We start from the raw sequence: 25,597 nt of genomic DNA on the forward strand, positions 1-25,597 counted from the left end.
CTGTCGCGACCGGAGGCAGAAACTCGACCAGATGGCCGGCTGCGTCAACCTCTGGCGGCATAACAAATGCGTGCCGACCGAGCTGCCGCAAACTCCGGCTTTGACAATTCCCGCCGTCTTGATATCATTTGCATACGAACGAATTTCGCCCAGCGCCGATGCTGGCAGGGTCTTTCGAAATACCGGTTTCTGGAAGGCCCCATTTGGGAAGGCAAAGCGTGATCCGTTACGCGAAACCCACCTCGGTCGACGAAGCGCTCGCTTTGCTTAGCGAGAGCGCCTGGCGCATTCTTGCCGGCGGTACCGATTTCTATCCGGCACAAGGCAGCAAGCCGTTCCGCGACAATGTTCTCGACATCAATGGCCTGGCGGCGCTGCGCGGCATTGCCGAGACGGATGACCACTTCGTCATCGGTGCGCGCACGACCTGGACTGACATCATCCGCCATCCCTTGCCGGCGGCCTTCGATGCGCTGAAACAGGCGGCGCGTGAGGTCGGCTCGGCGCAGATCCAGAACGTCGCCTCGGTCGCCGGCAATCTCTGCAACGCCTCGCCGGCCGCCGACGGTGTGCCGGCCCTGCTCGTCCTCGATGCCGAGGTCGAACTGCGCTCAGTGGCGGCGACGCGTCATCTGCCGCTGCAGGGCTTCATTCTCGGCAACCGCCGAACCGCCTTGCAGCCCGGCGAAATGGTTACGGCCATCCGCGTGCCGAAGCCTGCTGCCGGCACGTCGGCTTTCGTCAAGCTCGGCGCGCGGCGCTATCTCGTCATTTCCATCGCCATGGTGGCGGCGCGTCTGGTCGTCGAGAAAGACATCATTGTGGAATCGGCGGTCGCCGCCGGCTCCTGCTCGGTGGTGGCCAAGCGCCTTGCCGGCGTCGAAGCCGCCTTGCGCGGCTTGCCCGCCGGCCAAGCGCTCGCCAATGCGGTCCTGGCCGCGCCGATGGCTGAACTGTCGCCGATCGCCGATGTGCGCGGCAGCGCCGAATACCGGCTCGATGCGGTGCGCGAGATCGTTGCCCGCGCCGTGCTCAATGCCTGCGGGCTGATGAATGATCCCGAGGTGGTGGCGGCATGAGCCAGGTCTCGCCTGACGTGCGTGAAGCTCTGCCCGATCTGGGCGGCGTTCAGCCTCGCCCCGGCCCCGAGCGAGCCGACATCGCCTTCGAGGTGAATGGCGCCGCCATCTCGGTCAACGTGCCGCCGCTGCGCCGGCTGTCCTCGGTGCTGCGCGACGAATTGCTGCTGACCGGCACCAAGGTCGGCTGCGACGCCGGCGACTGCGGCGCCTGCACGGTGCTGGTCGACGGCGATCCTGTTTGCGCCTGCCTGATGTCGGCGGCTTCCGCCGCGGGAACGGCGGTTACAACAGTCGAGGGGCTCGCCAATGGCCGGCTGTCGGCGCTGCAGGCCTCGTTCCTCGACCATGGCGCGGCGCAGTGCGGCATCTGCACGCCGGCGCTGCTGGTCGCGGCAACGGCATTGCTGGACAAGAAACCCAACCCGACCGAGACCGAGGTACAGGACGCGCTGGGCGGCATTCTGTGCCGCTGCACCGGTTACCGGAAGATCATCGCGGCGGTGATGGATGCCTCCCTGCAGGCCGGAAGCCTCGATTTCCGCTTGCCTCGATCGGGCCATGCGATCGGGTCGTCGCCAGTCAGGCTCGATGGCGTGCCGAAGGTCACCGGTGGTGAAAAATTCGGCGGCGATTCCTTCCCCGCTGAAGCACTGGCCGTGCTGGTGGTGCGCTCGCCGCATTATCATGCCAGCTTCGCCTTCGGCGACCTCGATGGCTGGGTGAAGGCGCATCCCGGCATCGCCGGTATCTTCACAGCAGCCGACATTCCGGGCAAGAACTGTTTCGGCGTTATCGGCCCATTCGCCGACCAGCCGGCGCTGGCCGAGGGTTTTGCTCGCCTTCGCGGCGAGGCGGTGGCGCTGGTCTCCGGCGAGCGCGAGGCCATCCTCGATCTCGACCTGTCGGATTTCCCGGTCCGCTGGAGCGAACTGCCGCATGTGCTGCAGCCTTGCGAAGCGCAGGCCAGCGGCGCCAGGCTGATCCATGAAAACCGCCCGGCGAACCTGCTCACCTCCGGCTTTGTCGAGCATGGCGATCCCGAGGCGGCGCTCGCCGGCGCTGCCTTCACCGTGTCCGGCGCCATCGATACCTCCTATGTCGAGCACGCCTATATCGAGCCGGAAGCCGGCTATGCATATCTGGATGGCGACACGCTGGTCGTCGTCGCTTGCACCCAGGCGCCCTATATGGACCGCGAAGAGACCGCGAAGGTGCTCGGCCTTGCCGTCGACAAGGTGCGCATCGTGCCGACCGCAACCGGTGGCGGCTTCGGCTCGAAACTCGACGTCTCGCTGCAGCCGCTGATCGGCCTTGTGGCGCTGAAGACCGGCCGACCGGCGGCGCTCGCCTATACCCGCAACGAATCGATGATGTCGACCACCAAGCGCCATCCAGCGGAGATGACGGCGACCATCGGCGCCGATGCCGATGGCCTTATCACCGGCATGATCTTTGCCGGCGACTTCAACACCGGCGCCTATGCCAGCTGGGGGCCGACCGTCGCCAATCGCGTGCCGGTGCATGCGTCCGGCCCCTACGCGACGCCTAACTATCGCGCCGAGGGCCGCGCCATCCACACCCATGGGCCGATCTCCGGTGCCTTCCGTGGCTTCGGCGTGCCGCAGGCGACGATCATGCAGGAAACGCTCTATGACGAGCTGGCTGGGAAGCTGGGCATCGACCGGCTCGAGTTTCGCCTGAAAAACTGCCTTCGGAACGGTTCCGAAACGGTTACCGGACAGCGGCTGGACTCCGGCGTCGGCATTGCCGAGTGCCTCGAGTCGTTGCGGCCGCATTGGGCGCGCGCGAAGACCGATGCGGATGCATTCAACGATACCAACAGGGATAGAAAGCGCGGCGTTGGCGTGGCCTCCTGCTGGTATGGCTGCGGCAACACCTCGCTGCCCAACCCGTCGACCATCCGCGTTGGCATAGCGGCCAACGGCACGATCATCCTGCACCAGGGCGCGGTCGACATCGGCCAGGGCTCGAACACGGTCATCACCCAGATCTGCGCCGATGCGCTTGGCCTGCCGCTGGAGAAATTCCGGCTGAAGAGCGCCGATACGGCCATCAGCCCCGATGCCGGCAAGACATCGGCCTCGCGCCAGACTTTTGTCACCGGCAAGGCGGCCGAAAAGGCGGGCCGCGCCTTGCGCGAAAAGATCCTGCGCTTTGCCAACGTCTCGGAGAAGGCATCCCTGCGACTGGACGGCCCGGCGATCGTCATCCGAGAGGGTGAGGCCACGCGCCACATCGATCTGGCGACCATCCAGGCGGATGCCGACGGCTTCGTCTTCCGCGCCGAGGAGACCTACGATCCGCCGACTCTGCCGCTCGATGCCAAGGGCCAGGGCAAGCCCTATGCGGTCTATGGCTACGGCGCGCAGATCGCCGAGCTCGAAGTCGATCTCAAGCTCGGCACGGTCAAGCTGATCAAGATCACCGCGGCGCACGATGTCGGCAAGGCGATCAACCCGCTGCTGGTCGAGGGCCAGATCGAGGGCGGCATCGCGCAAGGCATCGGCATGGCGCTGATGGAAGAGTATATCCCCGGCCGCACCGAGAATCTGCACGACTACCTCATTCCGACCATTGGCGACGTGCCGCCGATCGAGACGATCCTGATCGAGGTTCCCGATCCAGAAGGACCGTTCGGCGCCAAGGGTCTGGGCGAGCATGTGCTGATCCCGACGGCGCCGGCGATCCTCAACGCCATCCGCCATGCGACCGGCGTCCTGGTCACCAAGGTTCCGGCGACGCCGACGCGTATCCGCGCCGCCATTCGCGAAAAGGAGGCGCGCCCATGAGCGAGCTTGCCGAACGCTTCGAAACGCACGATCCCGGCGAGAAGCTGATGGCGGAAAAGATCCGCTGCGATGCCTGCCCGGTCATGTGCTACATCGCCGATGGCCGCACCGGCGCCTGCGACCGTTACGGCAATGTCGGCGGCAAGATCGTGCGCATGGACCCGCTGACCATCCTCGACCACGCGGCCGAGGCCGGCGCCGCCATGGTGCCGTTCGTCGCCGAGGGCGAGGCATGGGACGGCGAACTCGTCAACACCGGCCGCCGCTTCGTCACCGCCATCGGTGCGGGCACCACCTATCCCGATTACAAGCCGGCCCCGTTCATCGTCAGCCAGCAAGTCGAGGGCGTCGATCTCGTCACCGTCGTCACCGAGGGCATTTTCTCCTACTGCGGCGTCAAGGTGAAGATCGACACCGACCGTCATATCGGACCCGAAACGGCAACCGTGCGATCGCAAGGCGAAGCGATCGGCCATGTCACGACGGGCGAATACGGCTCGCAGATGCTGTCGCTGGGCGGCGTGCATCACCTCACCGGCGGCTCGAAGGCCGAAGGCCGCGCCACCTGCGACGCGCTGCTCAATCTGTGCAACCGCAAGCCGGTGGAACTGGCCATCGACGGCGGCGCGACCATCATCGTCGAAGCCGGCAAACCACCTGTTATCGACGGCAAGCAGGAACACCGCATGCGCGTCGGCTGCGGTTCGGCCACCATCGGCATGTTCGCCACGCAATGGCGCGGGCTGGTCGACGAGGTGGTGGTGGTCGACGACCATATCACCGGCGTCGTTTCCGAACATCAGGCCGGCAAGGTGCTGGGCTGGCAGGATACCGGGATCAAGATTGTCGGCCGCCGCTCGACGCCGGGCCGCTACTTCAAGGTGTCCGAGCCCGGCCTCGGCTGGGGCGGCACCAGCATATCCGACCCGCTGTCGATCCTTGGCGAGTGGAACGCCAAGAAGGGCGCGCGGCCGGGCCTGTCGCTGCTGATGGTTTCGACCACCGGCGAGCAGTTTGCCTATTACGAACTCGATGACGAATTGAAGCCGGTGCAGAAGCCGTTTCCGGAGCGGCTGCAGAAGTCCGTCGGCCTGATCGAGGACAATTGCGAGCCGGCGCTGTGCACCGTCCTGTTCATTGGCGGCGCCGGCGGCTCGCTGCGCGCTGGCGTTACCGAGAACCCGGTCAATCTCACCCGTTCCGTGCAGGGCCTGAAGACTTATGTGACGGTCGGCGGCGCGCCGGTCTATGTCTGGCCGGGCGGCGGCATCACGCTGATGGTCGATGTCACGCGGGTGCCGGAAGGCGCCTTCGGCTATGTGCCGACCCCGGCGCTGGTGGCGCCGATCGAATTCACCCTGCGCCGCGATGACTACATCCGGCTTGGCGGCTACGAGGCCGAGATCCGCAGCGTCGAGGATATCGTTGCCAAAGGCGGCGAATATCACAATCCGCGCCGTGGCACAGGTGCCGCGGCCGGCAATCCATGGCCGCCGCTGGCTCAATTGCACCGTGTGCCCCCGAACGGGGCCGGGTGATGTCTGACCCGCAAGCGCATTGGCTGCAGGACGGCAAGCGGCTGCATCTCAACCACGGGCCGATCGACCTGATCGTCGAGGCCTTTGGCGAGGCGCACGAATGCCGCCAGGCCTATGAGCAGGCGGTGGCGCGTTTCCAGACCGTCCTACCCGAGCTGGTGGAGGAATTGCCTGAATTGCGCCAGCCGGCCGCGCTTCGGCCGCGCGCTTTCGCTGGTTCGACAGCGCAGCGCATGGAAGCGGCTGTCGTGCCGTTGGCGAAAGATTTCATCACGCCGATGGCCGCCGTCGCCGGCTCGGTAGCCGACGAAATGCTCGCGGCCATGCTTGCCGGCCGGAAGCTTGAGCGCGCCTATGTCAACAATGGCGGCGACAGCGCGATCCATCTCGGCGCGGGCCAGTCGATGACGCTTGCCATCGCCGGCACCGGCCACGGCTTGGCCGACCGCATCGTCATCCGCGCCGAGGATGGCGTGCGCGGCGTCGCCACCAGTGGCTGGCGCGGGCGCTCGTTTTCGCTTGGCATTGCCGATGCCGTCACCGTGCTGGCACGAACCGGGGCCGAGGCCGATGCCGCCGCGACGCTGATTGCCAATGCCGTCGACCTGCCAGGGCATCCGGCCATCCGGCGTGTGCCGGCGCGCGATCTGGCGCCGGACAGCGACCTTGGCGACCGGCTGGTAACGCAAGAGGTCGGCCGGCTTTCTTCAGCGGAAATCGCCACAGCGCTGGACAGCGGACTTGCCGTCGCCGAAGATTTCCGCCGCAGAGGATTGATTGCCGCATCGGCGCTGTTTCTTGCCGGCCAGACCCGCATCAGTGGTTCCATGGCGCTTGCCGCGCCCAACAAAAGCCCAGGGAAGGAAGTTGCCCATGCCTGAGTTTCCGATCCGCAAGATCGCGGTTCTGACCGAAGAGATCTTTCACGAGGGCGGGCCGGTGGCCAAGGTGCCGCGCCGACGCGCCGCCGCTATGGCGCTGGTCAAGAACCCGTTTGCCGGGCGCTACGTGGAAGACTTGCAGAGCGCCATGGACGATCTGAAGCCGCTCGGCCTGCTGCTGGCCGACCGGCTGATCGCGGCACTCGGCGGCGACGTGAAACAGATCGACGGCTATGGCAAAGGCGCCATTGTCGGCTCCGCCGGCGAGCTTGAGCACGGCGCGCTCTGGCATGTGCCCGGTGGCTATGCCATGCGCGAACGGCTCGGCGACGCCAAGGCGATCGTGCCGTCGGCAAAGAAGGTCGGTGCCTTCGGCTCCAGGCTCGACGTGCCGCTCGGCCATATCAACGCCGCCTATGTGCGCAGCCATTTCGACGCCATGGAAGTCGGCATCAGCGACGGCCCGCGCCCCGAAGAGATCCTGTTCTGCCTCGCCATGACCTGCGGCCCGCGCGTCCACGACCGCATGGGCGGCCTGGCGGCCGGGGATATCAAGGCCTGGGACGGGCTGCGGTGAGCGCCGAGGACAATCTGCTCAAACTGGTCGAGGCCGAAGAGCCTGACGAAAACGACTATCGCTTGCAGGAGCAGGTCGGTTTCATCCTGCGCAAGGCGCATCAGCGCCATGTCTCGATCTTTGCCGCGCATATCGCCGATCTGACGCCGCCGCAATTCGCGGCACTCGCCAAACTGCGCGACGTCGGCGAGACCTCGCAGAACCAGCTCGGCACGCTGATCGCCATGGACGCGGCAACGGTGAAGGGCGTCATCGACCGGTTGAGGGCTCGCGGCCTTGTCGATCTCTCCAAACATGAAGTCGACAAAAGGCGCCTGCTGGTCAACCTGACGGCTGAAGGCCGCGACGCGGTCGAGCGCCTGATCCCGCTTGCCCGCGAGATCACCCAGGAGACGCTGGCCCCGCTCTCGGCCAAGGAAATCGTCACATTTATGAAGCTGCTGGCGAAATTGGCCTGAATGCCGTCACAGCCAGGTGTCTCCGTGCAGAAAGCGTTCAGAGCTTGAACACTTCAGAACAAAGCTCCCGCAGTTTCGGAAAGACGCCCCTGCCGCCAGTAATCACCAGCGTTCCGTCCTGCAGCACCGTCTTCGGATCAGGTTTCACCACCATGCCACCGGCTTCTTCGACCAGAAGCATGCCGGCCAGGCAATCCCAGGCGTTCATGTGCTCCTCGACATAGCCGAGCAGCCGGCCGGAGGCGACATAGGCGAGCATCAAGGCGCCGGATGCGTTGCGGAAGAAGACACCGCCTTCGGCCAGCAGCATGCGGACCAGCACGGCGACATTTTCGGTGTCGGCGCGGTTTGAAAATCCGGTCCCGACGGAGCCTTCTTCCAGGCTGGTGACCGCACTGGTCTTGATCGGTCTGCCGTTGACGAAGGCGCCGCCGCCGAGCCTGCCGTGAAACGTCTCGCCGGTCGACGGTTCGTGGATCACGCCAACCACGGTTTCCCCGTCCCTGGCGCAAGCGATCACCACGCACCAGGCCGGGATGCCGCGCACGAAATTGGCGGTGCCGTCGATGGGATCGATCACCCAGACATAGCCCGTCGAGCCCGCCACCGAGGCATGCTCCTCGCCGACGATGCCGTCTTGCGGATAGTCGGCGGCAACGGCAGCGCGGATGAACAGTTCGACCTCGCGGTCTGCTTCCGAGACCAGGTCCTGATGGCCCTTGCTCTCGATGGTCAGGCTGTCGAGGTCGCGGAAATATTTCAGGCCGAGGTCCCCGGCACGCCGCGCCAGTTCGATGGCAAACTGCATGCGTGAGTCATGGTCATTTTTCACGGGGGAACTCGATCTTGCGGACGGGTGCCCCGCCCTTAGCAGAATCGGACCGCACCTTCCAAGCCGAGAATATCAGGCCGCCTGCGACAGCGATTTGTGGGCCTCGGCCAGGATCTCGAACGACCGCACACGGGCCGCATGGTCGAAGATCTGCGCGGTGACCATCAGCTCGTCGGCGCCGGTGCGGCGCACGAAGGCGTCGATGCCTTGCCGAACCGTTTCCGGAGACCCGACGACAGCGCAGGACAGCGCCTGGCCGAGCATGGTCTTGGCCATCGGATCGAGATCGCGGTCATAATTCTCGACCGGTGGCGGCAATCTTCCGGGCCTTCCGGTGCGCAGATTGACGAAGGCCTGTTGCAGCGAGGTGAACAGCAGCCTCGCCTCCGCATCGGTGGGCGCGGCAAAGACATTGAGGCCGAGCATGACATGCGGCTTGTCGAGCTGCTCCGACGGCTGGAAGCGCGAGCGGTAGATGTCCAGCGCGTGATCGAGTTCCGCCGGCGCGAAATGCGAGGCAAAGGCATAGGGCAGCCCAAGCATGGCGGCGAGCTGCGCGCCGTAGAGGCTGGAGCCGAGGATCCAGATCGGCACGTTCTGGCCCTCACCCGGCACGGCGCGGATGCGCTGGCCTTCCCCGGCCGGCTGGAAATAGCCCATCAGCTCGACGACATCCTGCGGGAAATTGTCGACGCCGGCCTCGAGATTGCGGCGCAAGGCGCGTGCCGTGCCCATGTCGGTGCCGGGCGCCCGGCCGAGGCCGAGATCGATGCGGCCCGGATGCAAGGCGGCCAGCGTGCCGAACTGCTCGGCAATCACCAGCGGCGAATGGTTCGGCAGCATGATGCCGCCAGCGCCGACACGAATGGTCCTGGTGCCGCCGGCGACATGGGCAATGACGACCGCGGTTGCCGCACTGGCAATGCCCGGCATGTTGTGATGCTCGGCCAGCCAGTAGCGCTTGTAGCCCAGCCGCTCGGCATGACGGGCAAGATCGAGCGAGTTGGCGAGCGACTGCGAGGCATCGCTGCCTTCGATGATCGGCGACAGGTCGAGAACGGAAAGAGCGGTCATGAACGGGATCCTGTGTAGGGACCGCATGTAGGAAGCGCCTGGCGACGCCGCAAATTCAAAAATATTGATCAGCCTTTTGCGGATTCGGGATCGGCGACGTCATCTTCCACGACGACTGCCGCGTGCTGCGCGGCGAGGAAGTTGCCGACATGGCTGAGCCCGTCGAAATGATCGCAGAATACCTTGATGACGACCAGCAGCGGCACCGCTATCAAAGCGCCGACGAAGCCCCAGAGCCACGACCAGAAGGCGATGGCGATGAAGATCGCCACGGCGTTGATCTCAAGCCGCCGGCCGACCACCATCGGTGTCACGAACTGGCCTTCGACGATGTCGCACAACAGCACAAAGGCCGGCGCCAGCAGCGCGTAGGAGATGGTGTCGAAGCTGATCAGCGCCATGATGGTGACAAACACGATTGTCATCAGCGCCCCGACATAAGGCAGGAAGTTGAGCAGGGCGGCGGCGACGCCCCAGACCAGCGGGTTGGGCATGCCGAGCGCCCACAGACCAAGGCCGGTGACCGTGCCGAGGCCGGCATTGATGATGGTGACGGTGAGCAGATAGTGCGAGATTTCGCGCTCGACGTCATAGACGACGCGCAACGCCCGCTTTTTTTCGCTGAGGCTGGCGAAGGACTGGATGATCTTCTCGTAAAACATCGTGCCCGAAGCGAGCAGGAACAGCGACAGCACGAAGATGATGGTGAGGCTTGTACCCGCCGACAGGATGTTGCTGGCCGCTGACGACAGCATGCCTGACTGCGCCACCGCCACCTTCTGGATGCCGGGCTCCTGCGACGTCTGGGTCAGCTGTTCGATCTGATGCGAGATCTGCATGATTCTCTCGAGCGGACGCCGCAATTGCGCCAGCCGTTCGGTGAGCTGCTGGCCGATCGACGAGGTGTTGTTGATCAGGTCGATGATCGGGCCGCTGAGCAGATAGCCGGCGCTGGCAAAGATGCAGATCGATAACAGCACCAAAAGGGTCGCCGAAACCACTTCGGGGATGCCGTGCTTGCGCAGAAACCGGACGATCGGCGTCAGCGTCAACGCCAGCAGGAAAGCCAGCATCACCGGCATGAAGAAGGCACGGGCGAAGTAAAGCGCGTAGATGGCCATGAACAGGAAGATGCCGACGAGCAGCGAACGCATCAGATGCGTGTCCGCGCGAGCCGCGACGCGCGGATCCGGTCCATCGGCAAGGCCTGCGCCCAAGGCAGTGGGTTCGGTTTTCATGCTCGCCCCTCGAGCCGGCGTCCCTTCCGCACGGCAATTGCCCGCATGAAACGCAGAGTTACGGGCGCAGGTTCCATGAGCCGGCTTTGAGTACGAGACCGCCTGGCGTGAGGCTTGGCAGGAAATCAGACGGCAGCAGCGCAGCGATCGATCGAAATATTACATGGCGTGTAATTGAGACCACGCCTTCGACAAGCCTAATACAGGCAGGCCTTCGCGACGCCAAAGGGAGCAACGACCCGCCGTGGCGCAATGCGAAGGTGTGCGTGCAATCGGAAACTGATCTTGGAAGAGGACGTTAGAAATGCAGAGATTCAACCTTCAGACAATCGAGTCAGCGCCGGAAAAATCCAAGCCTGCGCTGAAGGCGTTGGAAGAGAGATTTGGCTTCCTTCCGAATGCTCTGGCGACGATGGCGAACAATCCGGTTCTTCTCAACGGATTCGTCGGCATCTTCGGCAGCTTTCACGGCGGCAGCTTCGATGAAATTGAAAAACAGGTCCTGCTGCTTACCAACGCGGTCACGATCAAATGCCCCTGGACCGTTGCCGCGCATTCGACCTTCGCCATCGAAGACGGGATTGCCGAAAGCGAAGTCAAGGCGATCCGTGATGGCCGGTTGCCGAGAGACCCGAAATATGCGGCACTCTCGGCGCTGACGAAAGCGCTGATCGAGAACAGAGGAAACGTGAGCGATGCGGACATCGACGCGTTTGTGTCGGCGGGCTATTCGAAGGCCCAGATCCTGGAAGTGGTGACCGGTGTCGGCATTTCCACCGTGGCGGCAACCACCACCAATATGGCCGGCACGCCGATCGAGGAACGCCTTCAGCCCCAGGCGTGGTCCGCTGCGGCCTGAATCAATCGGCAGCGCATGGATTGGCCGATGCCATCCATGCGCTGTCGGGCGTATGCGCCGTGTGTGGTGCAGGTGGTTGCGAGGATACCAGCAATGAAATCGGCGGAACTCACGACCAATATGATGCCGAACCTGGGCGTGCTCCTGCGCCACTGGCGTGATCTGCGTGGCAGAAGCCAGCTCGATCTATCGCTCGATACCGGCATTTCGCAAAAGCAGATCAGCTTCGTCGAAAGCGGCCGCAGCGTTCCCAGCCGCCAGACCTTGATGGCCATCGCCCAGGCGCTCGATATGCCCTTGCGCGACCGCAATACATTGCTGCTGGCGGCAGGCTACGCGCCGATGTTTTCCGAAAGCGCGTGGGACAGCGCGGAGATGACGAGCGTGACCAATGCCTTGAGGCGCATGCTGCGGCAGCACGAGCCGTTTCCCGCCCTGGTCATGGATCGATACTGGAACGTGCTCATGGCCAACGAATCCGCGCCGCGCTTCTTTGGCTGTTTCATCGACATGGGCGCTCGCCAGGGACCGCGCAACATGCTGCACCTGATGTTCGATCCTCAGGGCATGCGCCCGTTCGTCGCCAATTGGCAGGATGTGGCGAGGAGTTTGTTCGAACGTGTCTATCGCGAATCCCTCGGCCGCGTCGTCGACGAGAAGACCAAGGCCTTGCTGGCAGAGCTGCTCGCCTACCCGGACGTGAACAGCGACTGGAAGAACCCCGTGGCGATCGGCTTCATGCCGTTCATTCCTTTGGGTTTCATCCGGGGAGACCGGGTCCTCAACTATTTTTCGATGGTCACCACTGTCGGCACGCCGCAAACCGTTGCCGCCCAGGAACTGCGCATCGAGTGCATGTTCCCGGCGGACGAGGCGACCGAGATCCATCATGCCGAGATGATGGCGGCCGCCGGTAACCCGTAACGTGCAACGGCCGCGCTGCTCAGGCGACGGGCGCTGCCAGCGCCGGCGCGGATTTCGCCGTTTCCTTGCGCACGATCGGCGCCACCCTGGTGCCGTAGAGCTCGATTGCCTTCATGATCCTGGCATGCGGCATGGTGCCGATCGCCATCTGCAGCAGGAAGCGGTCATTGCCGAAGATCCTGTGCTGGGCGACGATCTTTTCGGCCACCTGCTCGGGATTGCCGACGAACAGGGCGCCATTGGGACCGCGCGACTGGTCGAAATGCGCCCGCGATGTCGGGCCCCAGCCGCGCTCGCGGCCGATGCGGTTCATCACCTCCGCCTGCGGACCATAGAAATCGTCGGCCGCCTGCTCTGTGGTTTCAGCGATGAAGCCGTGCACGTTGATGCTGGTGGCGAGGCTTGCTGGATCGCTGCCGGCGCGCTTGGCCGCCTCACGGTAGAGATCGAACAGCGGCGCGAAGCGCGCCGGCTCGCCGCCGATGATGGCGAGCGCCAGCGGCAGGCCGAGCGCCCCGGCACGCGCTGCCGATTGCGGCGTGCCGCCGATGGCGATCCAGACCGGCAGCCTGTCCTGGAACGGCCTCGGATAGACGCCGCGATCGTTGATCGGCGCCCGCAGATTGCCGGACCAGGTGACCTTCACATGATCGCGGATGGCGAGCAGGAGGTCGAGCTTTTCGGCGAACAGCTCGTCATAGTCCTCCAGATTGTAGCCGAACAGCGGGAAGGATTCGATGAACGAACCACGCCCGGCCATGATCTCGGCGCGGCCGCCCGACAGAAGATCGAGCGTGGCGAACTGCTGGAAGACGCGCACCGGATCGTCGGAGGACAGGACGGTGACCGCGCTGGTCAGCTTGATGCGCTTCGAGCGCTCGGCGGCAGCGGCCAGCGCCACGACCGGCGCGGAGGCGGCATAGTCGGGCCGGTGATGCTCGCCAAGACCGAAGACGTCGAGGCCGACCTGGTCGGCCAGTTCGACCTCCTCGATCAGGTTGCGCAGCCGCTCATGCGGGCCGATGGCGCCAGGGCCTGGCTGCGGGCTGACGTCGGCGAAGGTGTAGAGACCGAGTTCCATTCGAATGTCATCCTGGTGTTGGGTTTTCGCGCTAGAGCAATTCCAGGAAAGGTGTGAAACGGTTTTCCGTCCGGAATTGCGTCAAAACAGAGAGAAGGAGCGGTTCACCGTTTCGGTGAACCGCTCTAGAGGTAGCGACGCGTCAGCCCCGCCGCCAGAGGGGCGGACGGTGAACAGTGCATGTCGGTTCCGGTCGAAAAGGCGTCTCCCGGGTGCAACATCCCGGAATTTCATGGCTGGCATGCCGTTTTGGCGCTTGAACTCTCGGTATTCGCGCGTATGTAAGCGTCGCGAATTGACTTCAGGGAAGTGGACTTGGCTATCTACAGGGAAAAAGACATTTTCGAGCGGCGCAATGCCGCAAACGAGGCAAAGAAGGCGCTTCTGGAGCGCTTCAAGTCAAAGCCGACGGCAGACGATCCTGCGGTGCTGGCACGACAGGCCGAACGCAAGGCAATCCTCGAGGCTCGTCAGATACGCGAGGCTGAAAAGGCCAGGCTGAAGCAGGAAAAGCTGGCACGCGAGGCGGTCGAGAAGGCCGAGCGCGAGGCGGCAGCCGAAGTCGCACGCCTTGCGGCCGAAGAGGCGGCACAGGCTGAAGCCAAGATTCGGGAAGCCGAAGAAAACGAGCGCATCGCCCGTTTGCTGGCCGACGAAGCCGAACGCAAGGCCAAGCGCGACGCGCGTTATGCGGCGCGCAAGCAGCGCACGGGCAGGACGCCGCCAGGCTTCTCCGCCCGCTAGCCTCCAGGCAACGGAAGCAATCTGCTTCGAAGATCAGGGTCGCCTTGCAGCGGCCCTGAACGTGTTTGTCCAATGCCTGTCGCCCAAAAGTGGTCCCGGTTTTGGGAGGACGACATGCATAAAAAGCAAAAACCCAAAGCGCGTCGCCAGAATCCGTTCAAACGCGACGCGTTTTAGAGCAATTCCAGGAAAAGTGTGAAGCGGGTTTCCCGGGAAAAGCGCGTAGCGCTTTCCCTTAGGGAATTGCGTAAAACAAAGAGATAGAGCGGTATGGTCAGGCGGCGAACTTCAGCCCCATGATGCCGCAGACAATGAGCGCAATGCAGGCCAGCCTGATCGCGGTGGCCGGCTCGCCGAGCAGCCAGATGCCGAGCAGTGCCGTGCCAACGGTGTCGATGCCGGTCCATACCGCATAGGCGGTACCGACGGGCAGCGCCTTCAGCGCCAGGCCGAGCAGGGCGAGGCTGACGATCATCGAGGCAACGGTCAGTACGGTCGGCACCAGCTTCGAGAAGCCGTCCGTGTATTTGAGACCGATTGCCCAGCCGATCTCGAACAGGCCGGCAAAAAACAGAAGAATCCACGACATCGACAACGCTCCATCAAAGCATCGGGCCGAATTCGATTTTCGGAATCCGATGCTCAATCGACAATGGCGGGTCGTCCCGGCCGGATTTTCGGGGAAAGTGCGAGGTCGTCCCCGCCACACCAATATAAGAATTTCGAGCGCTCGATCAACAACGACCGGCAACAACGTTGCCGATCGCAATCCCATTCGGACGGGTATTAACCGGACCTACTTGTCCTTGAGCTTCATCGCCTTGACCGGCGGCGCTTTCAGGGCCGGAGCCGGGGCGGGCTTCTTGGCGTCCTTCTTCGGCTTGCGGGCTTCCTTGCCTGCCTTCATCGCACCTTTAGCCATGATTCGTTCCTCCGATTGCGGGAAGCGAAGTGAAACAAGAGAAACGTCCGACTGCAAGAGGCCAGTGCCTGTCGACGCCGCCAGCCGGCCGCTTTCAACCGGTTTCTAATTTGCTCGTAAACCATGGCGGTCCGTGCCATGGTTGTCTTCGCACTGCAGCATCAGCCCGGCTTTTCGTCGGGCGATGAACAGGCAGGCCGGTCAGGACGACAATGCGAATCCACATCGGCTGCGAGATGAGCTTCGACTTTCCGCAGGAAACGCCGCTCATCGCAATGCTGAATGTCCACTATTCCCGCGCCTCCGACCTCGAGCGGCCGGACTTTTTGACCTCCAACCCGCCAGTGCCGATCGAGAGTTACCGCGACAGTTTCGGCAATTGGTGCAACCGGTTCGTCGCCCCGCCCGGGCGCTTTACCTTCGGCACCGACGCCGTGATCCGCGATCCCGGCACCTTCGAGATGGGCGACCTGATGGCCTGGCAGCACGAGGTGCGCGACCTGCCGGCGGATACGCTCTTGTTTCTGCTGCCCAGCCGCTTTTGCGAGAGCGACCTCCTGGCGAGCGAGGCGTGGCGGCTGTTCGGCCACACGCCGCTTGGCATCCCGCGCGTACAGGCGGTCTGCGACTTCGTCCACAATCATATCGTCTTCAACTACGGCAATGCGCGGCCGACACGCACCGCGGCGGAAACCTATCGCGAGCAGAGTGGCGTGTGCCGCGACTTCGCCCATCTCGCGGTCACCTTCTGCCGGGCGCTCAACATCCCGACGCGCTACTGCACTGGCTACATCAGCGACATCGGCACGCCAAAGCCGTGGTCGAGCATGGATTTCGCCGCCTGGATGGAAGTCTATCTCGGCGGCCGCTGGCATGTCTTCGACCCGCGCAACAATGCGCCGCGCATCGGCCGCATCCTGATCGCCTCCGGCCGTGACGCGGCCGACGTGCCGCTGACCCATATTTTCGGGCCGGGCACGCTTGCCGGCTTTAAAGTTTGGACCGACGAGTTCGTCTAGCAGACACCTGCGCCGCACCCTGAACGACTGGACAGTTCGAGCGTTGTGAATGGCTGTGGAGCTTCTACGAGTGCTTCGCTAAGTTCGCAGCATCGAAGAGGGCTAAACACCATGGCCGGTCATGGCGGCTCGAAAAGAGTTATCTACGCGGCGCTCGCCGGCAATTTCGCCATCGCGCTGACCAAGTTCGCCGCCGCCTTCTTCACCGGCAGTTCGGCGATGCTGTCGGAAGGCGTGCACTCGCTGGTCGATACCGGCAATGGCGGGCTGCTGCTCTACGGCATGCACCGCGCCGCCCGCCCGGCTGATCGCACACATCCACTTGGTCACGGCCGCGAGCTCTACTTCTGGAGTTTCATCGTCGCCCTTCTTGTCTTCGCACTGGGCGCCGGCGTGTCGTTCTACGAGGGCGTGATCCACATCATGGCACCGGAACCGGTCGCCAACTCTGAGGTGAACTACATCGTTCTCGGCCTGTCCTTCCTGTTCGAGGGCAGCTCCTGGCTGGTGGCGCTGAGGGAGTTCCGCAAGCAGAAGGGCAAAGAGGGCTGGCTCCAGGCGCTGCAATCGAGCAAGGATCCGAGCGTCTACACCGTGCTGTTCGAGGACAGCGCCGCCCTTCTCGGCCTGATCGTCGCCTTTGCCGGCATCCTGGCAGCGAAACTGCTCGAGATGCCGGAGCTCGATGGCGCCGCCTCGATCGGCATTGCGCTGATCCTTGGCGCGACGGCGATCTTCCTCGCCCGCGAAAGCAAAGGCCTGCTGATCGGCGAGCCGGCCTCACCAGAGGTGCAGAAGAAGGTGCTGGCGATCGTCCAGCAGGACCCGGCGGTGCAGCGGGCGAACGGCGTTCTGACTGTCCACATGGGCCCGCAAGAGATCGTCGCCGCCCTCAGCATCGAGTTCGAGGATCATCTGACGGCCCCAGACATCGAGGCCTGTGTGGAGCGTATCGAGAAGCGGCTGAAGACAGAGATGCCGGAGATCGCGCGGCTGTTCGTCAAGCCGCAGACGACCGGGACCTGGGAGCGGCGGCGCAAGATTGTTGAAGCCGCGTCAGGAGACGAGCCGGATCGGGCCGGTTAAGATGCGGGCGAAGCAGGGAGAAGCAAGATGAAAATCGACGGCGGCTGCCATTGTGGCGCCATCACCTACGAGGCGGAGGTCGACCCGGAAAAGACCAGCATCTGCCACTGCGTGGATTGCCAGCAACTGACCGGCACGGCGTTTCGGGTGACTGTTCCCGCGTCCGAGGATCACTACCGGATCACCAAAGGTACGCCGAAAATCTACACCAAGACCGGGGCGAGCGGCGCCAAGCGCGCCCAGGCCTTTTGCGCCGACTGCGGTTCGCACCTTTACGCCACGTCGGTCGGAGATGGTCCAAAAATCTATGGAATTCGAGCGGGAACCGCGCGGCAACGCGAGGATTTGATCCCGACACAGCAGAAATGGCACCGCTCGGCGCTGCACTGGCTGCCTGAATTTCAGGGCATGACGACCGTGGAGGAGCAGTAGCCAGCGGCTCAGTCGTCTCCTTCGACGACCCTCAGCTGGAGCTGTCCGGTTTTCGAATCGGCAACGCGGGCGCCTGTCTCGACTTTCGCGGCGGGAGGCCGTGATGTGGCGTCCGGGCTGGCCTCGCCGTCGGGCTGGGCGCCGAACTCCAGCGCCTCGATCTTCTGGCCACGCCTGGTCACCTTCGACGTCGAAACGAGGATGTCGTCGATGTCCTTGGCCGACTGGCCGAAATGGACCTGCAGCTTGCGCACCCGCTCGTCGACGCGCGCAACGTCCTCCATCAGCCGGATGACCTCGCCCTGGATCAGATGCGCCTGTTCGCGCATGCGGGCGTCCTTGAGGATAGCCTGGATGACCTGGATCGACAGCATCAGCAGCGACGGCGAGACGATGACGACACGGGCGCGGTGCGCCTTGTGGACGATCGCCTCGAAATTCTCGTGGATCTCGGCGAACACCGATTCCGACGGTACGAACATGAAGGCGGTGTCCTGCGTCTCGCTCTGGATCAGGTATTTTTCCGATATATCGCGGACATGGATCTCGATGTCGCGGCGGAAGGCCTGGGCGGCGACCTTCTGCAGGTCGGCGCCATCGGCGGCGCGGATGGCGTTCCAGGCTTCGAGTGGGAATTTGGCATCGATGGCCAGCGACGGCGCGCCATTCGGCATCTTCACCAGGCAGTCGGGCCGGCTACCGTTCGAAAGCGTCGCCTGGAATTCATAGGCGCCATGCGGCAGGCCGTCGGCAACGATCGCCTCCATGCGCGACTGGCCGAAGGCACCGCGCGTCTGCTTGTTGGAGAGGATTGCCTGCAATTGCACGACCTGGCCGGCAAGCGACTGGATGTTGCCTTGCGCGACATCGATGATCGCCAGCCGCTCCTGCAATTTGGCCAGGCTTTCATGGGTGGATTTGGTCTGCTCGGTCATGGTCTGGCCGAGGCGGCCGGTCATGGCGTCGAGCCGCTGGCCGATGGACTGCGTCAGCTCCGCTTGCCGTGCCCCGAACACTTCGGCTATGGCGCCCATGCGGCCCTGCATCTCGGCCTGGCTTTGCAATATGCCGGCCATCCGCGCCTCGGCATCGCGGGCATGGTCGGCGGCTTCGGCAGCGGCAACGGCGCGCGCCTTGGCCGACCGCCACAGCGCGATGACAAGCGCCACGAACAGGCCAAGAAACAGCAATGCGCCGACTGCCAGCGCATGGCCGAGCGTGATCGTGGAGGCACCAAGCCGCGCGACAGGCTCCGAAAGGATGGATGTCAGATCATTCATGTGGACAGCATAGCCGATTCGCGGGGCTGGCACAGATCAAAACGTGAACGAGCCTCAAGCGCACCGGTTGACGCTTTTCGCTGGAGGTCTTAGGTGGAACGCCATGCCGATCAAGCCGCTCATCATCCTTCCCGACCCCATCCTGCGCCAGGTTTCCAAGCCGGTGGAGCGCGTCGACGCGCCTTTGCGCAAATTAGCCGACGACATGCTGGCGACCATGTACGACGCGCCCGGCATCGGGCTGGCGGCAATCCAGATCGGCGAACCCGTGCGCATGCTGGTGATCGATCTGGCCAAGGAAGACGAGACGCCGGCACCGCATGTCTTCATCAATCCGGAAATCCTGGAGAGCGCCGACACGCGCTCCGTCTACGAGGAAGGCTGCCTGTCGATCCCGGACTACTATGCCGAGGTCGAACGCCCGGCAGCCGTGCGGGTCAAATATCTCGACCGCGACGGCAAGCTGCAGGAGATCGAGGCCGAGGGGCTGATGGCGACCTGCCTGCAGCACGAGATCGACCACCTCAATGGTGTCTTGTTCATCGACCACATCTCGAAGCTGAAGCGCGACATGGTGGTGAAGAAGTTCAAGAAGCTCGCCAGGGACAAGGCGCCGGGCAAGCTGGTGGGATAGGGGAAATGCCCCTTCGCGTCATCTTCATGGGCACGCCGGAGTTTTCGGTGCCGACGCTGCGGGCCATTGCCGAGGCCGGACATGAGGTCGTCGCCGTCTATACGCAGCCGCCGCGCGCCGCCGGACGGCGCGGACTGGAGCTGACGCCGTCGCCGGTGCAGCGCGAAGCGGAGCGGCTGGGCATCGAGACGCGCACACCGGTATCGCTCAAAGGCGGGGCCGAGCAGGCCGCTTTCCGCGCCCTGCAGGCCGATGTCGCAGTGGTCGTCGCTTATGGCTTGCTGCTGCCGAAGGCGGTTCTGGAGGCACCCCGGCTTGGCTGTATCAACGGCCATGCCTCGCTTTTGCCGCGCTGGCGTGGCGCCGCGCCTATCCAGCGCGCGATCATGTCCGGTGACAGCGAAACCGGCATGATGGTGATGCGCATGGAAGAGGGTCTCGACACCGGCCCGGTGGCAATGGTTGAAAAATGCGCCATCGAACCCGATATGACTGCCGGCGATCTGCATGATCGGTTGATGAGTGTCGGTGCTGCACTGATGGTGGAAGCGCTGGCGCGACTGGAAAGGAACACCCTGACATTTGCCGGCCAAGCGATGGAAGGGGTGACCTACGCCAAAAAAATCGATAAATCCGAGACTCGCGTGGACTGGACTCGCTCGGCGAGCGCGGTCCACAATACCATTCGTGGCCTGTCACCCTTTCCCGGTGCCTGGTCCGAGATGGAAATTGGCGGCCGCCTGGAGCGGCTGAAACTGCTTCGCTCGACGCTGTCGCAAGGCGTCGGCGAGTCGGGAGGAATTCTCGATGACCGGCTGACGGTCGCCTGCGGGGCAGGTGCGATCAGCCTGGTCGAAGTTCAACGGGCGGGCGGAAGGCCCGCTGCCGCGTCGGAGTTCCTGCGCGGGGCCAAGATCGAAAAAGGAATGAAATTCTCATGAGCATGATGTCGATACGCGCGGCGACGCCGCGGGATCGCGAGGCGATCCGCCTCGTCGAGGAACACGCTTTCGGCCAGCAGGCGGAGGCCGGACTGGTCGACGCGCTGGTTACCGGCGGCGACGCCGTAGCCGAACTGGTGGCGGAAGAAGACGGCCAGGTGGTCGGCCACATCCTGTTTTCGCGGCTGTTCGTGCAGAGCAGCGGCAAGAACTTTCCAGCCGTGGCGCTCGCGCCGCTGGCGGTGGAGCCCTCGTTCCATGGCAGCGGCATCGGCGGCGCGCTGATCCGCGAGGCGCATATCCGCCTCAGGGATGCCGGCGAGACGCTGGCCGTGGTGCTGGGCGATCCGGCCTATTACAGCCGTTTCGGCTACAGCCATGCACGCGCCGACAAGTTCGAGAGCGAGTACCAGAGCGAAGCACTGCAGGCACTGGCCTGGGGCGATGCCCCGGAAGCCGGCAGGCTGGTCTACGCCTCGGCCTTCGGCACGGCACTCGCCGCGTGAACGGCGACAGCCCTAAAACGCGTCGCGTTTGAACGGATTCAGGCGACGCGCTTTGGGTTTTTGGTTTCATGCATGTCGTTTTCGCAAAACCGAGGCACTTTTGCGCGACATGCATTAGAGCCGGATGATTTCAGGCCGAAGACCTGAAATCTGAATCCGCCTCTAACTCAAAGAGATAGAGCATGATGTCGTCCGAAAACTGCTTCACACCTTTCGGCATCATGCTCTAGCATGCCGCGTTTTCGCCTCGACATCGAATATGACGGCAGCCTGTTTGCTGGCTGGCAGCACCAGGCGGATCAGCCTTCGGTGCAGCAGGCGATCGAACAGGCGATCGAAAAATTCTGCGGCGAAGAGGTCAGGTTGCGCGCCGCCGGCCGCACCGATGCCGGCGTGCATGCGACCGCCCAGGTGGCGCATGTCGACCTCGTCAAGGCGTGGCCGGGCGACAAGGTGCGCGATGCCGTCAACGCCCATCTGCAGGCGGCCGGCGCGCGCGTCGCCGTCCTGAAGGCGACGGCCGTCGCCGACAGCTTCGACGCGCGCTTCTCGGCCACCGGCCGCCACTATCTCTACCGTATCCTCAACCGCCGCGCTCCTGCAGCGCTCGACAAGGGCAAGGTGTGGTGGGTGCCGAAACGGCTGGACGCCGACGCCATGCACGAAGCGGCAAAAGTCCTGCTCGGACGGCATGACTTCACCACCTTCCGCTCGACCCAATGCCAGGCCAACAGCCCGATCAGAACGCTGGAGCGGCTGGATGTGAGCCGGGCGGGTGACCTGATCGAGGTGAAGGCTTCGGCGCGCTCTTTCCTGCACAATCAGGTGCGTTCGATGGTCGGCTCCCTCAAACGTGTCGGCGAAGGAGGCTGGACCGTTGCCGACCTGAAAGCGGCGCTCGAAGCGCACGACCGCGCCGCCTGCGGCCAGGTGGCGCCACCCGACGGGCTGTTTCTCATTGGCGTCGATTATCCCGAGGGCGTCGATTACCCAGGCGTCGACTATCCGGAGATGAGCCCGGAGAGGCTCTGAGACCCGACATCGTCCGGCACGGTGATGCCGAGCAGCATCTGCAGGCCGAACAGCACCAACAGCGAGGCGATGAACATGCCGACAAAGACAGCGCTGCCGACGGCTGGGCCTCTGCCGATGGTGGCGTTGGTCATGCGCCAGGTCAGCACCATAGACAGGGCAAACAACAGCAGCGACACGGCACTTGATATCTGGTTTGCCGACGACAGGAAAAGCCTGATCAGCGCCGAGGGCAGCATCAGCCAGGCGGTGATGGCAGAGGCCCAGTTGCTGGCAACGACATAGTGGACGAAGCGGCCGCCAATGCCGGCGCGCGGCGCGACCAGGGCCAAAACGACGAGCGGCAGCACCCAGGAGCCGATATCGACCGTCGCCAGGCGCACCAGCATGCTGAAGCGCCCGGCGAAGGCGTCGGGATCCCCGATCTCGTTGGCGATGCCGACCCAGCCGACGATCAGCGCCGGCGCCGCAACGATAATGGCGAAAAAGGAATTCCAGAAGCCGTCAGCCGACAGGTCGAGCAGGCGCAGGCCGTCGGCCTTGCCGAGCATCAACCGCCAGGCGCCCGTCAGCGAAGCTTGGGTTTCGTCGGCCGAAAGCATGCTCATCCCTGCCCGAACCAATCTTCGATGAAGCGCTGGTAGATTTGCGTCAGCGTTTCAAGATCGGCAATGGCGACGCGCTCGTCGACCATGTGCATGGTCTTGCCGACCAGGCCGAATTCGACCACCGGGCAATAATCCTTGATGAAGCGTGCATCCGAGGTGCCTCCCGAAGTCGACAGCGTCGGCTCCTTGCCGACCGCCGACTTGATTGAGCCGCGGAGCGTTTCGATCAGTCTGTCGTCGCGGGTCAGGAAGACATGGCTCGGCCGGTCGCGCCAGACCAGGTCGTAGTCGACCGGTGTCTTCTTGCCGCTCCGGTATTTCTTGCGCTTGGCCGCTTGATCGAGCCGGTTGTGGATCTCGGCCTGCACGGTCTCGGCCGTCCAGGTGTCGTTGAAGCGGATGTTGAAGGTCGCGGTCGCCTTGGCCGGAATGACATTGGTGGCCGGGTTGCCGACATCGATGGAGGTCACCTCCAGATTGGTCGGCTGGAAATCCCTGGTTCCCTTGTCGAAGACAGGATGCAGCAAGGCGTCGACCAGGCCCATCAGGCCGCGCACCGGATTGTCGGCAAGCTGCGGGTAGGCGACATGGCCCTGACGGCCATTGACGGTCACGGCGCCGGACATCGAGCCGCGGCGGCCGATCTTGATCATGTCGCCAAGCGCGTCCGGGTTGGTCGGCTCGCCGACGATCGAGGCATCCCATTTCTCGCCCCTGGAAGCCGCCCATTCGAGCAGCTTGACCGTACCGTTGATGGCCGGCCCTTCCTCGTCGCCGGTGATCAGCAGCGAGACCGAACCCTTCGGACCGCCATTGTTCTCGATATGGCGCGCCACGGCGGCGATGAAACAGGCAATGCCGCCCTTCATGTCGACGGCGCCACGGCCATACATCTCGCCATTGGCGATTTCGGCGCCGAAAGGCGGATGCGTCCAGGCGGCTTCGTCGCCGACCGGCACCACGTCGGTATGGCCGGCGAACATCAGATGCGGGCCGTTGCCGGAACGCCTTGCATAGAGGTTCTCGATATCCGGCGTGCCATCTTCCGAAAACACCGGCCGATCGACCAGGAAGCCGAGTGGCTTCAGCATCGTCTCCAGCGCGGTCAGCGCGCCGCCTTCGGCGGGCGTCACCGAAGCACAACGGATAAGGGCGGCGAGGTTTTCGGCGGGATCGGTCGGCAGCGTCATGGCAAAAGCGATAGTCGAAAGCGGAGGGCCTGTCACGGCCAGACATAAGGGCCAGTGATGGCGCCGACATTATGGTTTTCATGTCGTATAGTTTGCGGGCCGGTGCGGAGCGACGGGATGGCAAACGCGGACAGAAGGATCGTCATTGCCGGCGCCGGCAGCATCGGCTGCTATGCCGGCGGCTGCCTGGCGCTTGCCGGGCGCCGGGTGATCCTGCTGGCCCGGCCGCGCATCGAGGCGGCATTGCGGCAGCGCGGATTGCGGGTCAGCGACCTCCAGGGCCGCGACAGCATGATCGCGCCTGACGCGCTTGTGGTCACCGCCGATCCGGCTTTCGCCCTGCCTCAGGCGGACGTGATCCTGGTCACGGTCAAGAGCGGCGCGACGCAGGACATGACAGACCTCATCAGGGCCCACGCCCGCCGCGATGCGGTGGTGGTCAGCCTGCAGAACGGCGTCGACAATGCCGACAAGCTGCGCGCCGGGCTCGACGGTCGAGCGGTGCTGGCCGGCATGGTGCCGTTCAATGTGGTGCAGTCTCCGGACGGCGAGTTGCCGCTGCGCGTGCATCGCGCCAGCGACGGCAAGGTGATGATCGAAGACGGCGACGCCGGCCTGGTCGGCCTTCTCGGCGTCGAAGGGTTTGCGGTCGAAGCCCATGGCGACATGAAGGCCGTGCTGTGGGGCAAGCTGCTGATGAATTTGAACAACGCGCTGGTGGCGCTGTCGGACCTGCCGCTGGCGAGAGAACTCGCCGACCGGCGCTGGCGGCTGATCCTGGCCGGCCAGATCGACGAGGCACTCGCGGCGATGAAAGCGTCCGGCATCGAGCCGGCGCGGATTGCCGGCTTGCGGCCGGCACTGCTGCCGAAGGTGCTCAGGCTGCCGGACTGGCTGTTCAGGCTGCTGGCGCGGCGCATGCTGGCGATCGACCCGCAAGCGCGCTCGTCGATGTGGGACGATCTGCATCGCGGCCGGCAGACGGAGATCGGCGAATTGCAAGGGGCGGTGCTCGGCCTCGCTGAAAAAACGGGTACGCCGGCACCTCTGCTGAGGAGCGTCAGCGCTCTGGTGCGCGCGGCGGAATTGGCGCGGCTTGGCTCGCCGGGCCTGGCGCCGGAGCAGGTTGTTGCGCCGCCGACTGGCCGTCGATCAACGTGATCTTCTGCCAGATTTTCCGCGACAGGTTGGACGCCAGGTTTTCGATGTCGTTGACGCCGTCGATGACCACGTCGTCATTGACCGACTGTGCGAACAGTGCCGCGATCTTGCCGGTGATCGACAGCATTTCGGAGCAATAGTCGAGGTAGCGCGCGAGATCGGCTGCATTGGTGATGCGGGCCGGCGAATGCGAGGTCGGCTTGAAATTGACTGAGAGGGCTGCCGGATCCTTGGTCAGCTGGTGCATGTCGATGACATGGATCAGCGAACGCAGGCCGTGCAGCTGGCGAAACACCCGCTTGCGCTTGATGCGCTCCTCGGTGCGGATCAACGCCAGGAAGCCGAGCACGGCGAGGATCATCATGTTGATCGTGGCTTCGATGCCCTGCACCGACTGAACCGCATCGTCAGCCTGGGAGATATGAATGAGCGGCAGGATGGTGCCGACGAACAGGAAGATCAGCGCGCCGGCGACGACGGCGGCGACGATGAGCCCGCGCAGCCACCAGATCGGCGCTTCGAGCGCCTGAGCCGCCTTGGCCAGATCCCGCGACAGCGACACCAGTTCTGCGGCGACGCCGCGCAGTCCGGCGTCGGGAAAACGCTCCGCGACGCGGCCCTCCAGCCGTTCGGCGGTGTCGATGATCAGTTTCGGATCAAGCGTGCGGTAGCGCATGTCCGATCGGCC

The 25,597-nt window shown here is 64.3% G+C and carries 27 protein-coding genes; 17 read left to right on the forward strand and 10 right to left on the reverse strand.

Features of this window, described 5'->3' with window-relative positions; translation table 11 throughout:
* The first annotated feature begins 218 nt into the window (after positions 1 to 218).
* From ACFFNA_RS00525 to ACFFNA_RS00550, 6 genes are read left to right on the forward strand one after another with little or no spacing between them, the layout of a single operon-like run.
* Positions 219 to 1,079, forward strand: coding sequence for an FAD binding domain-containing protein (locus ACFFNA_RS00525; protein WP_378914770.1), 861 nt, complete (start codon positions 219 to 221; stop codon positions 1,077 to 1,079).
* Positions 1,076 to 3,892 carry a molybdopterin-dependent oxidoreductase gene (locus ACFFNA_RS00530; RefSeq protein ID WP_378914772.1) on the forward strand — a complete coding sequence of 939 codons (2,817 nt, stop codon included), beginning with the start codon at positions 1,076 to 1,078 and terminating at the stop codon, positions 3,890 to 3,892. Before ACFFNA_RS00525 ends, ACFFNA_RS00530 begins: the two co-directional genes overlap by 4 nt.
* Positions 3,889 to 5,430 carry a 6-hydroxynicotinate reductase gene (locus tag ACFFNA_RS00535; RefSeq protein ID WP_378914774.1) on the forward strand — a complete coding sequence of 514 codons (1,542 nt, stop codon included), beginning with the start codon at positions 3,889 to 3,891 and terminating at the stop codon, positions 5,428 to 5,430. The genes ACFFNA_RS00530 and ACFFNA_RS00535 overlap by 4 nt, the downstream gene beginning before the upstream one ends.
* Complete coding sequence (locus ACFFNA_RS00540; protein ID WP_111545190.1) at positions 5,430 to 6,311, forward strand: UPF0280 family protein; 882 nt, start codon at positions 5,430 to 5,432, stop codon at positions 6,309 to 6,311. The genes ACFFNA_RS00535 and ACFFNA_RS00540 overlap by 1 nt, the downstream gene beginning before the upstream one ends.
* Positions 6,304 to 6,888 (forward strand): amino acid synthesis family protein, encoded by a 585-nt coding sequence (locus ACFFNA_RS00545; RefSeq protein WP_111545191.1) that lies wholly within the window; start codon positions 6,304 to 6,306, stop codon positions 6,886 to 6,888. Before ACFFNA_RS00540 ends, ACFFNA_RS00545 begins: the two co-directional genes overlap by 8 nt.
* Positions 6,885 to 7,346, forward strand: a complete 462-nt coding sequence (locus ACFFNA_RS00550) for a MarR family winged helix-turn-helix transcriptional regulator (protein ID WP_378914776.1) — start codon at positions 6,885 to 6,887, stop codon at positions 7,344 to 7,346. The genes ACFFNA_RS00545 and ACFFNA_RS00550 overlap by 4 nt, the downstream gene beginning before the upstream one ends.
* A 37-nt stretch (positions 7,347 to 7,383) precedes the next feature.
* Here the strand turns inward: ACFFNA_RS00550 and ACFFNA_RS00555 are convergent, their stop codons facing one another.
* From ACFFNA_RS00555 to ACFFNA_RS00565, 3 genes are all read right to left on the reverse strand, one after another.
* Positions 7,384 to 8,154 carry an inositol monophosphatase family protein gene (locus tag ACFFNA_RS00555; protein WP_378914778.1) on the reverse strand — a complete coding sequence of 257 codons (771 nt, stop codon included), beginning with the start codon at positions 8,152 to 8,154 and terminating at the stop codon, positions 7,384 to 7,386.
* 96 nt (positions 8,155 to 8,250) lie between these two features.
* The gene (locus ACFFNA_RS00560; RefSeq protein WP_111545194.1) at positions 8,251 to 9,252 is read right to left on the reverse strand and encodes an LLM class flavin-dependent oxidoreductase; all 1,002 of its coding nucleotides are present in this window, start codon (positions 9,250 to 9,252) and stop codon (positions 8,251 to 8,253) included.
* A 68-nt stretch (positions 9,253 to 9,320) separates the two neighbouring features.
* Positions 9,321 to 10,490, reverse strand: a complete 1,170-nt coding sequence (locus ACFFNA_RS00565) for an AI-2E family transporter (protein ID WP_378914780.1) — start codon at positions 10,488 to 10,490, stop codon at positions 9,321 to 9,323.
* A 412-nt stretch (positions 10,491 to 10,902) separates the two neighbouring features.
* Here ACFFNA_RS00565 and ACFFNA_RS00570 point away from each other — a divergent pair, with 412 nt between their 5' ends.
* Positions 10,903 to 11,349 (forward strand): carboxymuconolactone decarboxylase family protein, encoded by a 447-nt coding sequence (locus ACFFNA_RS00570; RefSeq protein WP_378914782.1) that lies wholly within the window; start codon positions 10,903 to 10,905, stop codon positions 11,347 to 11,349.
* Positions 11,350 to 11,442: 93 nt separating this feature from the next.
* Positions 11,443 to 12,273 carry a helix-turn-helix domain-containing protein gene (locus tag ACFFNA_RS00575; protein WP_378914784.1) on the forward strand — a complete coding sequence of 277 codons (831 nt, stop codon included), beginning with the start codon at positions 11,443 to 11,445 and terminating at the stop codon, positions 12,271 to 12,273.
* A 19-nt stretch (positions 12,274 to 12,292) separates the two neighbouring features.
* Here ACFFNA_RS00575 and ACFFNA_RS00580 read toward each other — a convergent pair whose 3' ends face one another.
* Positions 12,293 to 13,354 carry an LLM class flavin-dependent oxidoreductase gene (locus ACFFNA_RS00580; RefSeq protein ID WP_378914785.1) on the reverse strand — a complete coding sequence of 354 codons (1,062 nt, stop codon included), beginning with the start codon at positions 13,352 to 13,354 and terminating at the stop codon, positions 12,293 to 12,295.
* Between the two features lie 315 nt (positions 13,355 to 13,669).
* Between ACFFNA_RS00580 and ACFFNA_RS00585 the strand changes: the two genes are divergently transcribed.
* Complete coding sequence (locus ACFFNA_RS00585; RefSeq protein WP_378914787.1) at positions 13,670 to 14,098, forward strand: DUF6481 family protein; 429 nt, start codon at positions 13,670 to 13,672, stop codon at positions 14,096 to 14,098.
* Positions 14,099 to 14,372: 274 nt separating this feature from the next.
* Here the strand turns inward: ACFFNA_RS00585 and sugE are convergent, their stop codons facing one another.
* Positions 14,373 to 14,687 carry a quaternary ammonium compound efflux SMR transporter SugE gene (gene sugE / locus ACFFNA_RS00590; protein WP_378914789.1) on the reverse strand — a complete coding sequence of 105 codons (315 nt, stop codon included), beginning with the start codon at positions 14,685 to 14,687 and terminating at the stop codon, positions 14,373 to 14,375.
* Between the two features lie 207 nt (positions 14,688 to 14,894).
* Entirely contained in the window at positions 14,895 to 15,020 is a 126-nt protein-coding gene (locus tag ACFFNA_RS00595; RefSeq protein ID WP_013528464.1) for a hypothetical protein, read from the reverse strand.
* Positions 15,021 to 15,232: 212 nt separating this feature from the next.
* Here ACFFNA_RS00595 and ACFFNA_RS00600 point away from each other — a divergent pair, with 212 nt between their 5' ends.
* The 3 genes from ACFFNA_RS00600 (at position 15,233) to ACFFNA_RS00610 (ending at position 17,557) form a co-directional block, all read left to right on the forward strand.
* Positions 15,233 to 16,039, forward strand: coding sequence for a transglutaminase-like domain-containing protein (locus tag ACFFNA_RS00600; RefSeq protein ID WP_111545199.1), 807 nt, complete (start codon positions 15,233 to 15,235; stop codon positions 16,037 to 16,039).
* A gap of 111 nt (positions 16,040 to 16,150) precedes the next feature.
* Entirely contained in the window at positions 16,151 to 17,125 is a 975-nt protein-coding gene (locus ACFFNA_RS00605) for a cation diffusion facilitator family transporter (protein WP_111545200.1), read from the forward strand.
* A 27-nt stretch (positions 17,126 to 17,152) separates the two neighbouring features.
* On the forward strand, positions 17,153 to 17,557 hold the full coding sequence (locus tag ACFFNA_RS00610; RefSeq protein WP_378914793.1) for a GFA family protein: 405 nt from the start codon (positions 17,153 to 17,155) through the stop codon (positions 17,555 to 17,557).
* A gap of 8 nt (positions 17,558 to 17,565) precedes the next feature.
* Here ACFFNA_RS00610 and ACFFNA_RS00615 read toward each other — a convergent pair whose 3' ends face one another.
* On the reverse strand, positions 17,566 to 18,837 hold the full coding sequence (locus ACFFNA_RS00615; protein ID WP_378914795.1) for a DNA recombination protein RmuC: 1,272 nt from the start codon (positions 18,835 to 18,837) through the stop codon (positions 17,566 to 17,568).
* A 103-nt stretch (positions 18,838 to 18,940) separates the two neighbouring features.
* Here ACFFNA_RS00615 and def point away from each other — a divergent pair, with 103 nt between their 5' ends.
* From def to truA, 4 genes are all read left to right on the forward strand, one after another.
* Positions 18,941 to 19,471, forward strand: a complete 531-nt coding sequence (gene def, locus ACFFNA_RS00620; RefSeq protein ID WP_378914797.1) for a peptide deformylase — start codon at positions 18,941 to 18,943, stop codon at positions 19,469 to 19,471.
* A gap of 5 nt (positions 19,472 to 19,476) precedes the next feature.
* A complete protein-coding gene (gene fmt / locus ACFFNA_RS00625) occupies positions 19,477 to 20,412 on the forward strand; it encodes a methionyl-tRNA formyltransferase (protein ID WP_378914799.1) in 936 nt (311 codons plus the stop codon).
* The gene (locus ACFFNA_RS00630; RefSeq protein WP_378914801.1) at positions 20,409 to 20,918 is read left to right on the forward strand and encodes a GNAT family N-acetyltransferase; all 510 of its coding nucleotides are present in this window, start codon (positions 20,409 to 20,411) and stop codon (positions 20,916 to 20,918) included. The genes fmt and ACFFNA_RS00630 overlap by 4 nt, the downstream gene beginning before the upstream one ends.
* Before the next feature lie 231 nt (positions 20,919 to 21,149).
* A complete protein-coding gene (gene truA / locus ACFFNA_RS00635; protein ID WP_378914803.1) occupies positions 21,150 to 21,950 on the forward strand; it encodes a tRNA pseudouridine(38-40) synthase TruA in 801 nt (266 codons plus the stop codon).
* Here the strand turns inward: truA and ACFFNA_RS00640 are convergent.
* Entirely contained in the window at positions 21,920 to 22,552 is a 633-nt protein-coding gene (locus tag ACFFNA_RS00640; RefSeq protein WP_378914845.1) for a transporter, read from the reverse strand. The genes truA and ACFFNA_RS00640 overlap by 31 nt on opposite strands.
* Positions 22,553 to 22,554: 2 nt before the next feature.
* Positions 22,555 to 23,748, reverse strand: a complete 1,194-nt coding sequence (gene dapE / locus ACFFNA_RS00645) for a succinyl-diaminopimelate desuccinylase (protein ID WP_378914805.1) — start codon at positions 23,746 to 23,748, stop codon at positions 22,555 to 22,557.
* A gap of 117 nt (positions 23,749 to 23,865) precedes the next feature.
* Between dapE and ACFFNA_RS00650 the strand changes: the two genes are divergently transcribed.
* Positions 23,866 to 24,909: a 2-dehydropantoate 2-reductase gene (locus tag ACFFNA_RS00650; protein WP_378914807.1), complete on the forward strand. Its 1,044-nt coding sequence runs from the start codon at positions 23,866 to 23,868 to the stop codon at positions 24,907 to 24,909.
* Here ACFFNA_RS00650 and ACFFNA_RS00655 read toward each other — a convergent pair.
* A complete protein-coding gene (locus ACFFNA_RS00655; RefSeq protein WP_378914809.1) occupies positions 24,809 to 25,585 on the reverse strand; it encodes a hypothetical protein in 777 nt (258 codons plus the stop codon). The genes ACFFNA_RS00650 and ACFFNA_RS00655 overlap by 101 nt on opposite strands.
* Between the last annotated feature and the right edge of the window lie 12 nt (positions 25,586 to 25,597).

Source organism: Mesorhizobium kowhaii (assembly GCF_042431665.1).
Classification (GTDB): domain Bacteria; phylum Pseudomonadota; class Alphaproteobacteria; order Rhizobiales; family Rhizobiaceae; genus Mesorhizobium; species Mesorhizobium kowhaii.